11 protein-coding genes and 1 pseudogene are annotated in these 13251 nt (G+C 46.3%); 5 read left to right on the forward strand and 7 right to left on the reverse strand.

Features of this window, described 5'->3' with window-relative positions:
• Nucleotides 1-147: pseudogene (locus B2X00_RS02820) on the reverse strand (aspartate aminotransferase family protein); the annotation flags it as partial.
• A 333-nt stretch (nt 148-480) separates the two neighbouring features.
• Between B2X00_RS02820 and B2X00_RS02825 the strand changes: the two are divergent.
• Entirely contained in the window at nt 481-1170 is a 690-nt protein-coding gene (locus tag B2X00_RS02825) for a PilZ domain-containing protein (RefSeq protein ID WP_290486027.1), read from the forward strand.
• Nucleotides 1171-1175: 5 nt separating this feature from the next.
• Here B2X00_RS02825 and B2X00_RS02830 read toward each other — a convergent pair whose 3' ends face one another.
• The 4 genes from B2X00_RS02830 to rpe form a co-directional block, all read right to left on the reverse strand.
• Complete coding sequence (locus B2X00_RS02830; RefSeq protein ID WP_071462245.1) at nt 1176-2354, reverse strand: HDOD domain-containing protein; 1179 nt, start codon at nt 2352-2354, stop codon at nt 1176-1178.
• Between the two features lie 70 nt (nt 2355-2424).
• Nucleotides 2425-3009 carry an anthranilate synthase component II gene (locus B2X00_RS02835; RefSeq protein WP_290486028.1) on the reverse strand — a complete coding sequence of 195 codons (585 nt, stop codon included), beginning with the start codon at nt 3007-3009 and terminating at the stop codon, nt 2425-2427.
• Between the two features lie 11 nt (nt 3010-3020).
• A complete protein-coding gene (trpS, locus tag B2X00_RS02840) occupies nt 3021-4031 on the reverse strand; it encodes a tryptophan--tRNA ligase (protein WP_071462247.1) in 1011 nt (336 codons plus the stop codon).
• Between the two features lie 17 nt (nt 4032-4048).
• Nucleotides 4049-4723, reverse strand: coding sequence for a ribulose-phosphate 3-epimerase (gene rpe, locus B2X00_RS02845; protein ID WP_290486029.1), 675 nt, complete (start codon nt 4721-4723; stop codon nt 4049-4051).
• A gap of 133 nt (nt 4724-4856) precedes the next feature.
• On the opposite strand from rpe, the gene B2X00_RS02850 reads away from it, so the two are divergent.
• Together B2X00_RS02850 and B2X00_RS02855 are read left to right on the forward strand one after the other, a co-directional pair.
• Nucleotides 4857-5189, forward strand: a complete 333-nt coding sequence (locus B2X00_RS02850; RefSeq protein WP_290486030.1) for a hypothetical protein — start codon at nt 4857-4859, stop codon at nt 5187-5189.
• A 10-nt stretch (nt 5190-5199) separates the two neighbouring features.
• The gene (locus B2X00_RS02855; protein ID WP_370215366.1) at nt 5200-5427 is read left to right on the forward strand and encodes a DUF2970 domain-containing protein; all 228 of its coding nucleotides are present in this window, start codon (nt 5200-5202) and stop codon (nt 5425-5427) included.
• Nucleotides 5428-5434: 7 nt separating this feature from the next.
• Here the strand turns inward: B2X00_RS02855 and prlC are convergent, their stop codons facing one another.
• The gene (prlC, locus tag B2X00_RS02860) at nt 5435-7483 is read right to left on the reverse strand and encodes an oligopeptidase A (RefSeq protein WP_290486031.1); all 2049 of its coding nucleotides are present in this window, start codon (nt 7481-7483) and stop codon (nt 5435-5437) included.
• 138 nt (nt 7484-7621) lie between these two features.
• Between prlC and B2X00_RS02865 the strand changes: the two genes are divergently transcribed.
• Both B2X00_RS02865 and gorA read left to right on the forward strand, forming a co-directional pair.
• Nucleotides 7622-9946: a S9 family peptidase gene (locus B2X00_RS02865; protein WP_290486032.1), complete on the forward strand. Its 2325-nt coding sequence runs from the start codon at nt 7622-7624 to the stop codon at nt 9944-9946.
• Between the two features lie 116 nt (nt 9947-10062).
• Nucleotides 10063-11415: a glutathione-disulfide reductase gene (gene gorA, locus B2X00_RS02870; protein ID WP_290486033.1), complete on the forward strand. Its 1353-nt coding sequence runs from the start codon at nt 10063-10065 to the stop codon at nt 11413-11415.
• A 963-nt stretch (nt 11416-12378) separates the two neighbouring features.
• Here gorA and B2X00_RS02875 read toward each other — a convergent pair.
• Nucleotides 12379-13251 (reverse strand): hypothetical protein (locus tag B2X00_RS02875; RefSeq protein WP_290486034.1); only part of this gene is annotated, 873 nt, incomplete at its 5' end.

Raw genomic sequence — 13251 nt, forward strand, 5'->3', positions numbered from 1 at the left:
GTTAACGGCAATACCACCAGCAAAATCGATATACTCTTTTCCCGCTTGGTCCCAAACGCGTGAACCTTCACCTTTTACAGGCACCATTTGTGCGGGGTTGTAGTTCGGCACCATCACGTCACTAAACATCTCACGTGTTACGGCCATTTTTGCTGAATTATCTGTCATTGCTCACTTCCTTATCGCTTACAGCGAATTAGTTAACTTAACAATCACGAAGGATTTTAAAGGCTATATTATGCCAAAAATTGAGCAATTTGTCTGCGTAAATACTGAGTTAGTCGGGTGAAAGGCTTTATATGCAGTAGTTTTGCAAAGAATGCGAATAACTATCCATGCATTGGGCATTAAAGTAGAATGATTACGCACAATTTTTTTTACATCGGCTCTAATGTAACTTTTTTTTATAACATTTGACATTTTTAGTGTTCGCTCTTAAAAATGTTCTTAACAATAAAAATAAACAACTACGACGAAGCCATGAGTGAACAAGAACTTACATTAGAAACAAGCTCGCGGTTCCAATTACGCCATCTAACGGTTGGACACACATTCGAGATTGAATTCGAGTCAGCCTCGCGTCCGCGGATAAAGTTGCCATTGGTTGGCTGTGAACATGGTCGCTACCTTATCGTTCGCTCACCGAACCCCAAAACCCACGGTAGTTACGCAGATGTCATGTACGACGGCTGTCCAATTATTGTTCGCACAGTAGTAGAGGGCGATAAAGGCGAGATCATTGCTTTTAAATCAAATATCTTGGCGATTATTAATTACCCCGTGCGACTTATGTTTTTGGCGTATCCAGAAAGCATAGAAAACCGCAATTTGCGCGCTACACAACGCTTCCCAACCCGTGTGCCTATCACGTTATCATCACAACATCATGACCAGCTAGCAGCTAATGGTGTGATGGTCGATGTATCAATGTCGGGTTGTCGCCTGTTATTTAATGTCAGTGATAAGCAAACCGCACTTAAAGAACAAGCCATCAATTTGCACTTACACTATTCACAGGGTAATAGCGAACCTATTTTGCGGGGCGATGTGAAAAACCAACGTAAAACGGGACAAGAATTAGCCGTCGGTGTTGCATTCACCGACGACGAAGCATTCGTAAAACAGCAATTAAAACGGTACCTAATGATCGATCTTGATTTAGCTGTTTAGCGCTATTACTCGGGTACGTTGAACTTAGGGCGTTTTAAGTTCAATGTGTTTAGCTCAGCAACGAGACCCGCATCGACATCGTAACGCTTGAGTAAATGAGAACCTTCCTCAACCGTCGCCAACTCGACTTCTCTCAACATACGGAACTCACAAAATGCATTGGCTTGCGCCAATATTTTTGCATACTCAGAGTCAAACTCCGCTTTACTGCTGGCTTGGTGAAAGTTCTGCAAATGCTGACTGATCGGCACTCGTTGTAACCCCCACCCCTCCGACACGATATAGCTCACACGTTTATCCTGCTCTAGCATTAAGTTTCGCAAGAAGCGCTCATCGGGGGTAATATTCACCAATGCACTATGGCGGTCAGGGCTGCTATCGTTAATCGATTCCATCGCCATTTCACGCTGCACATCATCAAAGACGCGTAAATACAGCTTCGTTAAGGCAACTTTGCCGAGCTCATGAAACATACCAAGCGTGTACGCAAGCACGGGATCTTTTAATTTTCGAGTCTCTGCAATGGCTTGAGCAATAATTGCGGTACCTAAGCAATGTTCCCAGACTTTTCTTCGAAACAAAGTAAACGGCTGAGTCGAAGGCGGGAGCCAATGTTGCATGATATAAGCTGGGGTGAGTAAGCGAAGGTTTTCGCTTCCCATGAAACTCATCGCCGTGCGCAAGTTTTCGAGTTTAACTTTGTTACCCTTACGACGCTGGTCAATAAATGGCGGTTGATTAACGGTTTTCAATACCCCGTTATGGAACCAATCCATGCCTTGTACAGTATCCTCGATACGCCGCATAGAGGCGGCCTTGGTACTCAGAATATCGAGGAGATCAGGTAACCTATCCGGCAAAGGGATGAGCTTTTCACGTACGAAATCGCGATCATCCAATTGTTCTAAGATACGTCGATAAATGTTTTCATGGAGTTCGTCAGAGATACGATCTTGATAGCGCTGACGCGCTCTAGCAAGGCGTTCACGTTCATCATAATTAATTTGCTCGACCTGAAGTAACCGACGCTTTTGTTCTTGAACTTCGTTGTCAACGCCGTCGGCTTTATCTCTGCTTTTGCGCGCAAACGGAAAGCTAATTAGATAATTGATAAAGCGCTTCTCAAGACGAAATGCGGGGTCTTTGCTTCCACCTTCGGTCGATACAGCAAAAAAATCAAACATTTAGCGGTATACCCTTGTTTATAAGATGCGTAATTTGAACAGACACTTAGTAATTAGTAAATATATCATGTTACGGATTAAGGGTAGTTAAAAAGTTGTCTATCAGGGCGTGGCCAGATTGGGTTAGCACTGACTCAGGATGAAACTGAACGCCAAAAATGGGAAGCTCTTTGTGGCGCATGCCCATCACTTCGGTACCAAATTCCTCAGACTCTACCCAAGCATCAACAATGAACGACTCTGGAAGCGTTTCTTGAGCGACAATCAGTGAATGGTAGCGCGTTACTTCAATGGGCGAGGAGAGTCCGTGATAAAGCCCCTTTCCGTCATGACAGACTTTAGACACTTTACCGTGCATGACCCGCGGAGCTCTCACTACCTGAGCGCCCCAAACTTGCGCAATCGCTTGATGCCCAAGGCACACCCCCAATATCGGCATGTGCTCCGCACACGCCTCGATTGCAGCCAGTGACACGCCCGACTCGTTAGGGCTACACGGTCCCGGCGATATAACTAAAGCGCGCGGCTGACGTGCTAGAAGATCGGTTATTGAGATAGCATCGTTACGCACCACCCAAACAGCTTCTCCAAGCTCTTCAAAATAGCGCGCTAAGTTATGGGTAAACGAGTCATAGTTATCGATTAACGCGATCACGCGCTATCACCTCACTGACCTGGGTACTGAACAAAGCCAACGGCTTTATATACATCAGCTAACGTTTGATGGGCGGCTTCACGTGCTTTATCGGCACCTTTTTTCATCACCTGGTTCAAGAACTCACGATCATTACGCATTTCGTGGTAACGCTGTTGAATAGGCTCTAACATCGCTACCACCGATTCAGCGACGTCTTTTTTAAGGTGACCATACATTTTATCTTCATACTCGGGAACAAGCTCATCGATACTGCGCCCTGTGGCAGCCGACATAATACTCAGCAAATTCGACACGCCTGGCTTTTCTTGCTGATCGAAGTAAATACGTGCTTGTTCATCCGAGTCAGTGACCGCCTTTTTAATCTTTTTGAGGATTTTCTTCGGCTCTTCCAACAGCCCCACGTAATTATTAGGGTTGTCATCTGACTTCGACATTTTTTTCGTCGGATCCTGCAATGACATAACACGCGCGCCGACTTTAGGGATCATGGGTTCTGGAATTTTGAAAACATCGCCGTACAAATTATTGAAACGTTCCGCGACATTACGCGCCAGCTCTAAATGCTGCTTTTGGTCATCGCCAACGGGCACTTCATTGGCTTGATAAAGCAAGATATCAGCAGCCATCAATGCCGGATATGTGAAAAGACCCGCGTTGATGTTATTGGCATGACGTTGAGACTTATCTTTAAACTGCGTCATACGATTCAGTTCACCCATTTGCGTGTAGCAATTCAAGATCCACGCCAATTGTGCGTGCTCAGGAACGTGCGACTGAATGAATACGGTGCTTTGTTCAGGATCAAGGCCACAGGCTAAATACAATGCCAAACCATCGAGGGTCGCCTCTTGCAATTTTTCAGGCTCTTGCCGCACAGTGATAGCGTGCAAATCAACCAGCATAAACTTACAGTCGTGAGTCGCTTGCATATTGACCCACTGACGCAATGCGCCAATATAATTACCAATTGATAATTGACCTGAAGGCTGACAGCCGCTTAATACGATAGGTTTAGACATCTTTATTCGCTTCCTAACTAAGTAATTTGATTCGCTTTAATATTTTGCTTCATGGTGCGAATGACCTCAGCATAGTCATCGGCATTAAAAATAGCGGAGCCGGCCACAAACATATCAGCTCCCGCTTTAGCAATTTCACCAATGTTGTCGCAATTCACACCGCCATCCACCTCAAGACGAATATCACGACCGCTCGCGTCGATGCGTTCGCGCACTTGACGTAACTTATCTAAGGTACTCGGAATGAACTTCTGCCCACCAAAGCCAGGATTCACCGACATTAATAAAATGAGATCCACTTTATCCATCACATAATCAAGATAGTGCAAAGGCGTTGCAGGATTAAATACCAGCCCAGCCTGACAACCATGCTCCTTGATTGTTTGAATAGTGCGATCGACATGCTCCGACGCTTCAGGATGAAACGAAATAATCGACGCCCCAGCTGCTGCAAAATCGGGAACGATGCGATCCACTGGCTTTACCATCAAGTGCACGTCGATCGGCGCTGTGACACCGTAGTCACGTAGTGCCTTACAAACCATCGGACCAATCGTCAAATTCGGTACATAATGGTTATCCATCACATCAAAATGAATAACATCTGCGCCGGCAGCTAAAACATTATTCACTTCCTCGCCAAGACGAGCGAAATCGGCGGATAGAATAGAGGGTGCAATCAACGGCTGCATGGGTCGTCTCCGTTTCAAAAAGTGCGCGCATTATAGCACCGAAAAGATGACAAAAAAATTCGTAATCTCGACTAGCATTTTTAGCAATTCGCTGATAAATTAATCAGAATTGTTAATGATAAAGGTAAAGACCATGAAAACATCCGCTAAATATGCAGCCGCTGCTGCCGGCGTGATACTCACGGCATCAGCTGCACTCGCACTGAGCCAAGGTCCTGCTTTTGTCAGCAAGCAAGCCGCAAATTCAACGCAACGATGTGAAGTGTTACTTGATGCTTCCGAGTTAAAGCAGTCGAGCGACCAATGCCAAGCGCCCAGTGCTCAAGTCACATGGACGAATTGGTTTAAGGGCGAAAGCCGTTCAACTCAGTTCCATTTCTTCGATTTGATCGAGTTGCTGTTTAGTTCTTCGGATGAACGTACCTCGCAGCAAAGTTCAGGTTATAACGGCCAAACATCGCTCTAATCGATAGACGATGCCTGTTCTATTAATGAGCCCGTTATTGGTGAGCCAATCTTCAATCTTGCAAACACTGCTGAGTGTCATTGCTGCATTTTTTGGTGTTCAAACTGATAAAAACCGCCAGCGAGACTTTAACAAAAAGAGTCCTATCCCTTTTATTGTTGTCGGTATTATTCTGGCGGCCGTGATGGTTGTCGTAATAATGCTAATAGTCAAGTGGGTGTTAGCCACCCACGCTTAGTGCTAGCTTAGCTTGCAATGCCACTGTGACGCAGCAATGCGTTTATCTCAGGTTCACGCTCGCGAAACTCTTTGAACAATTCGGCAGCCGGTTGACTTCCACCTCGCTCGAGAATCGCGTGCAAAAACGCGCGACCGGTAGTTTGATTGAAAATGCCTTCTTCTTCGAATTTCGCAAATGCATCAGCCGAGAGTACTTCAGCCCATTTATAACTGTAATACCCCGCGGCATAACCGCCTGCAAAAATATGCCCAAAACTATGCTGGAAACGATTGTATTCAGGGGGCATGCGCACAGCCACCTGTTCACGAACTTGGTTTAGTACACCCGCAATGTCTGCTCCTTTGTCAGCATCAAACTCACTATGTAATTTCATATCGAACAAAGAGAATTCGAGCTGCCTAACCATTTGCATCGCCGACTGAAAATTACGTGCTGCCAACATATTGTCTAACAATGTCTGCGGCAGTGGTTCGCCTGTTTCATAGTGCCCGGAAATATCTGCCAATGCTTCAGGTTCCCAACACCAATTTTCCAAAAACTGACTGGGTAACTCGACAGCATCCCATTCTACCCCGTCAATCCCCGAGACCCCGGCAGTATCGACTTGCGTCAACATATGGTGCAACCCATGACCAAATTCATGGAATAGCGTTAGTACCTCATCGTGGGTAAATAATGCAGGTTTGTCGCCGACGGGCTTACTAAAGTTGCAAGTCAAAAATGCCACTGGGTGCTGAAGTAAGCCGTCGCTGGTACGGCTGCGGCCGACAAAATCTGCCATCCATGCACCACCTCGCTTACCCGCACGCGCATATAAATCCATATAAAAGTAACCGCGGACCTCGTCCTCAGCATCCTTAATTTCGTAAAAACGAACCGTTGGGTGATAAGTCTCTACGTCGGTTCGTTCACTAATGCGAATACCAAACAGACGATTCACCACGCTAAACAAGCCTGCTACCACCTTGTGTTCAGGAAAGTAGGGTTTCAGTTGTTCATCGGATACAGCATATTCAGATTGCTTCAATTGCTCGCTGTAATAGGGTACATCCCAAGCATCAAGTGACTCCACTGACTGCGCTTTAGCAAAGTCCTCAATAGCTTGATAATCGGCTTTCGCTTGCTCTGTAGAACGTTCAGCTAAGTCATTCAAAAATGACAATACTTGACTCGGTGACTCTGCCATTTTGGTCGCTAACGACATCTGCGCATAATCATCAAACCCAAGTAAGTTGGCCAGCTCGTGACGCAGCGCCAAGGTTTCATTCATGACTTCGGAATTATCGTACTCGCCTGCGTTTGGACCGACATCCGAGGCACGGGTCACAAACGCTTGGTACATCGCTTTACGAAAATCTGTATCGTCGGCATATAACATGACTGGCAGATAACTCGGAATATCGAGAGTAAACAACCAGCCTTCTTTTTCTGCGTCCTGCGCCGCCTCTTTTGCTGCCTCAATCGCGCTGTCAGGTAGACCTTTTAACTGCGCTTCGTCGGTTACTTGATAGTGCCAGGCATGCGTCGCGTCTAATAGGTTGTTGCTGAACGTAGATGAGAGTTCCGACAGCCGACTGGTAATTTCAGCATAGCGCTTTTTCTTGCTGTCAGGTAAGTCAACCCCCGACAGTTTAAAGTCACGCAACGTGTCATTGATAAGCTTTTGTTGAGCAATAGAGAGCGATGCAAACTCTTGGCTTTCCGAGAGCGCTTGATAGGCCGCAAACAACCCTTGATGTTGCCCTACATAGGTTGCGTACTCGGATAACTTGGCTAAACACGCATCATGCGCTGCCCGTAGCTCTGGCTCACTCATTACTGAGTTTAAGTGTGATACCGGTGCCCATACCTTTTGAATACGCTCATCGGCTTTTTGCAGAGGTTCTACTAAATCTTTCCATGTATATTGATTAGCCGCCAGTACCTCATCAATAGCTCCTTTAGCGTCATTAATGACCTGTTCGACCGCAGGTTCAACATGTTCAGGCTTTATTGCCGAGAACTTTGGTAAAGCGTTATGGCTATCGGCCACTTCAATTAGCGGGTTTGACATCACGACGTATCCCTTAAAAAAGTTTTTGATTTACCTCTTATATTGGGCGGTTTGTCCAATCTTCAACCATAAACACTGATTTTCTTACCTGCTTGAGGTATGCTTTTGAGGTCTAAAAAAACAAGGTGGAAAACACGTATGAATCGCACTTATTCTCGGCTAGGAGCGTTAAAGCCCTTAGCTCGCGGACTTACGCTTGCTAGTTTCGCAACATTATTGACACTATCGGGTTGCTCGACATTAACAACGGGTTCGACCTCTGAAAACACAACTCAAACGGCTCAAAGCACCGAAGGACAGCTCTCTTTACAAGAAATTTTTGCCAGTGATAAATTTCGTGTAAAGCGTCCTGCACCTACACGTTGGTTGGAAGATGGTTCAGGTTACACAACCTTGGAGTCGTCAGAACAAGTTAAAGGCCGCGACATTGTCCGTTACCATCCCGAAACCAATGCGCGCGATATTATGGTATCGGCGCAAGCACTCACACCAGAAGGTTGGGATCACGCGCTTGAAATCGCAGATTACCAGTGGTCTAACGACGGCAATAAAGTATTAATTTTTACTAATACCAAGCGCAGTTGGCGTACGCATACATTAGGCGACTATTGGGTGTTGAATCGTACAACGGGTGAATTGCGTCAATTAGGCGGTGATGCGCCTGAGTCGACGCTTCAGTTTGCGAAGTTTAATCCACAAGGTACTAAAGTCGCTTACGTAATGCAGAACAACATTTACGTACAAGATTTAGGTTCTTTTACCATTCAAGCGTTAACTAATGATGGTAGCGACACCATCGTTAACGGTACCTTTGACTGGGTCAACGAAGAAGAATTCTTCTTGCGTGATGGTTTCCGCTGGAGTCCTGATGGTCAGCATATAGCATATTGGCAGTTGGACACCGAAGGCACACCGACCTTTACGATGATCAATAACACCGACTCGCTTTATCCAACGCTAAAGCAGTTCCCCTATCCTAAAGTGGGTGAAACGAATGCCGCCATGCGTATTGGCGTGATGCCAGCTGACGGTGGCGACACCACTTGGATGCAGCTGCCTGGCGACCCACGCATGCACTACCTCGTGCGCATGAACTGGGCTGGTAATTCAAGCCAACTGTTAATTCAACAACTCACGCGTAAACAAGACGTCAATCGTGTTTACTTGAGCGACATTGACGATGGACGCAGTCAAAAGTTATTAAGTGAAACAACGGACTCTTGGGCTGAATACGTTGATGACGTGAAGTTCCTCGATAATGGTAAGTCATTCACTTGGCTAAGCGAACGCTCGGGTTATCGTCACATCTACCGTGTTGAACGTGATACTGGCAAGATGACCACCATTACTCGCGGCAACTGGGACGTGGTCGAAGTATTGCGTATTAATGAAAACGACGGCTGGGTTTACTTTATTGCATCACCTGAAACCCCACTCGAGCGCTATTTATTCCGTGCCAAACTGGATGGAAGTGGTGTATTGGAGCGATTAACGCCTGCCCAACCTGGTACACACAGTTATAGTGTTTCACAGGATGCAAAATATGCAGAGCACACCTACAGCGACGTCAACCATGTGCCTGTGACTGACATGGTCAGCCTACCCGATCACAAAGTGATTCGTACGGTTGTCGCTAATGATGAAGCGCAACAAGCCGTTGATGCGCTTAACCACAAACCGCTCGAGTTCTTCCGCGTCACTGCACGTGATGGACTGGAGTTAGATGGCTACATCATGCGCCCAACCGACTTTGACCCGAACAAAGAATATCCTATTTTATTCTATGTCTATGGCGAACCATGGGGTCAAACAGTTGCCAATCGTTGGGGTGGTTGGTTATACCTTTGGAACACGATGCTAACCCAACAAGGCTATATCGTAGCTTCAATTGATAACCGCGGAACGAAGTCACCGCGTGGCTTTGACTGGCGCCGTTCGATCTACAAGAACCTAGGTGTTGTGACTGTTCGCGATCAGTACGACGCGCTGCAAGAAATGGCAAAACGTTGGGACTACATCGATACCGATCGTGTAGGTATTTGGGGTCACAGCGGCGGCGGTTCACAAACACTGAACGCTCTTTTCCGTTATCCTGAAGCCTATGACATGGGTATGGCGCTCGCCCCGGTACCAGACTTAACGTTATATGACACCATTTACCAAGAGCGTTACTCAGGTCTGTTGCCAGAATCGGCTGAGCGTTATAAAGAAACTTCAGCCATCACTCACGCCAAAAATCTCGAGGGTGATTTATTACTGATTCATGGTACGGGCGACGATAACGTCCACTTCCAAGGCAGTGAACGCTTAGTCAACGAATTGATTAAATACAATAAGCAGTTTGAATTCTTCGCTTATCCCAATCGTTCACACGGCCTTTATGAAGGCGAAGGCACCACGCTCCACCTTCGAACTATGATGACTGAGTTCCTGAAGGAGAACCTGCCTGCAGGCGCTCGCTAACTGATCTTCCGATTAAGTTAATCGGTATTAACCACTTAAAAGCCCCGTATCTTCGTTGCATGATACGGGGTTTTTACTCATCATATGCGCATCTTTGATTTGAGGAGTCGATTTTCATGAGCAGACATTATGACTATTTAGCTATCGGTGCGGGCAGTGGCGGTATCGCCTCAGCCAACCGCGCGGCCATTCGCGGCGCAAAAGCCGCTGTTATAGAAGCCAATGCAGTGGGTGGCACCTGCGTTAACGTCGGTTGTGTACCGAAAAAAGTCATGTGGTATGGCGCTCATATAGCCGAAGCAGTCAAGTATTCTTCCGCCTATGGCTTCGACCTTGATCAGAAAGGTTTTGATTGGGGCACCATGGTAAAAAACCGTGAAGCTTACATTGAACGTATTCACGGCGGCTACCATCGTGGTTTCCAAGGTAATGGCGTTGAATTTATCGAAGGTTTTGCCAAATTCGTCGACCATCGCACCGTCGAAGTTAACGGTGAGAAAATTACCGCTGACCACATTACCATCGCTACTGGCGGTCGACCGATGATACCTGACGTACCGGGTGCCGAACACGGTATCGATTCAGATGGTTTTTTTGCTTTAACAGAGCAACCTAAAAAGGCCGCGGTGGTAGGTGCAGGCTATATTGCCGTTGAGATTGCAGGCGTTTTTCACGCGCTAGGCACCGACACGCACTTACTCGTGCGTCGCGATCGTCCACTGCGCTCGTTCGACCGTTACATCACCGATGGTCTTTTAGAGCGTATGGAGCAAGACGGGCCTACCTTGCATACAGAAACCGTGGTTAAAGAGGTAGTTAAAGAGCAAAACGGTACGCTCACCTTGCACTTTGAAAACGGCGAAACAATGAAGGATGTCGACTGCCTCGTGTGGGCAATTGGTCGTGTCCCAGCAACCGATAAGATAAACCTTGAAGCGACCGGTGTTGAACTTGACGCGCAGGGCTTTATTAAAGTCGACAAGTTTCAAAACACCAGTGTACAAGGCATTTATGCTGTAGGCGACAATACTGGTGCTACTGCACTTACACCCGTCGCCATTAAAGCGGGTCGCCAGCTGGCTGAACGTTTGTTTAATGATATGCCGAATGCTCACATGGATTATGAGAATATTCCAACCGTGGTATTCAGCCACCCAACTATCGGTACCGTAGGCTTAAGTGAAGAAGATGCTATCGTGAAATACGGTAAGAGCAATATCAAAGTGTATACCTCTTCTTTTGCTGCGATGTACAACGCCGTCACGCCACACCGCGCACTCAGCTACTTCAAAATTGTGTGCTACGGAAAAGAAGAGCGCGTCGTCGGTATTCACGGTATTGGTGAAGGCATGGACGAAATTTTACAAGGCTTCGCGACCGCGATGAAGATGGGCGCAACTAAAGCCGATCTTGACTCAACCGTGGCGCTGCATCCGACCAGCGCGGAAGAGTTCGTTACCCTGAAATAGGGAACTTCAAACTGATTTCAAAACAAGCTTTTAAAGGCATTATGAAAGCAGCCGACAACGGAAACGCTTCGGTTGGACGTTGCTTTCAAATTGCTCAAAAAACCAATCAGCGGATTTAAGGTGTCGATTTAGGGGCCTAATCCAGGATTGGTAGGCAAAAAGCCGGTGCGCAAAGAGCAGTTAATGGATGAGCTTTGCGGTGGCATGAGGATCCGCAATGCTTGGTGAGAGCGGCGTTCGTATCTGGGAAATGCCGAGCGGCAAATTAAAAACGCATGACTTCAACCGGCTGCGGTACGCACTCGTCCCCAACTCCGACGAGCTCAAAAAGCTCACGCCGATAAGCTCACATGATTTAGAGCTATGTCAGTACCTCTTCCTGGCAGCATCACGAGTATCTTAACGGAACTGAAAGAACTCAAAGAAGCATTTGACCAAATTCAACCTTACCTGCCCCAACCTTCTGAAAGCGGAGGGACTTATGTCGGTAAGGAGTCTCCAGGTGCATTCGATGGCGACGGATATACAATAGTTCAAACATGTGAAGTCTGGAGGTTTCCTGACGGACTTGGTGGCTATTACTATTTGAGACTGAATTGCTCAGTGAGCAGCCTTAATTAAGTAATAATAAATAGCTTATGCTGCGATGACGGAAAAGTATTTTATACAACCATCTGTCTCCGCAAGCCTTTAAAAGAACCTTCGCACGAATACTCAATATCTCGATTCGCTTTTTCCAGGAACTCCCAGTTCTACAGAAGCACTGGATAGTATATTCGATATCGCTGTGCCAATCCTTTTCCTGGCAATTACGATTTCTCTTGATTACGCAGTTCTAAATATTTTGAGGAAAAAGAATTGAGTCTCCACTGAGTTATAGACATCTCATGAGCATATATGAAGTAGCAGCATTGGTAAGGCCTTATCATTGAACGCACTTCTCGGTGACTTTCGGACTATAATTTAGCAAAGAACTTTTATAGTCATTATAGGATTGCCATTATAATCGGAAATGTGGAGGTCACACACCTGGCTATCCCGGTCGTCTCCGCCTGTTCCTGGAAGCGGTTTATAACCTCCTCCAGAGCTTGTTCCGGTAGGAGTTTTATTAACTCTGTTTGATCCAAAAATTTCTTTGAACGCAACTTCTACACACGGTGACACCTCCGATTTCCCCACCGCAGGATCGGTTAAATCCTTCCAGTAGTTGTTGCCAATATTAGTCAAGCTCTCGTTTAACGAAACGTCAACATGAGAACCAGACGACGGGTCTAGGGTAAAAGTGACCCTTGAGGGTCTGCCATTGCCCTCCACGGCTAACCCGTCTGGAAGAGGAAAGTCGAAAATGAGATTTTTCTTTGTCTGTTTATTATTCCAAGTCAGAAATACATTAAATCCGCGTACTTGTATGCCTAAACCTAGGTCGGTCAACTCGACTTCGTCAAAAGACGCTCCTGGTACATCATCCCACTCAGCAAATTGCTCATTAATGATTTCTCGTAATTTGAACCTAAATTCTGCGCCTAGTGCGGCTTTCACTGCATTATACTCTGAGCTGTCTTCAGCGCATGAAAGCTCGCCTGAGTTGCTTGTTTGAGCATTGATTAATTGTGCACTGGGTGTTTGCTGTGTTCGACCATCAATCCAATCATAGAACTCTTGCGAGGTCTCGAAAGTTTCACTTATGTTATTGGCCATACTTTCTAAATGTGCGATTAGGCTATTGGTGTAATCGACTCCGTCTCGGATCGCATCTTGGACATATTGCGGATGGTTATATGTAGTGATTTGCAACTGCATCAGGGGCGGATACATTCCTTGATTAGAATGACTAAT

Origin of the sequence: Idiomarina sp. UBA3162 (genome assembly GCF_002364475.1) — a bacterium.
Taxonomy (GTDB): Bacteria; Pseudomonadota; Gammaproteobacteria; order Enterobacterales; family Alteromonadaceae; genus Idiomarina.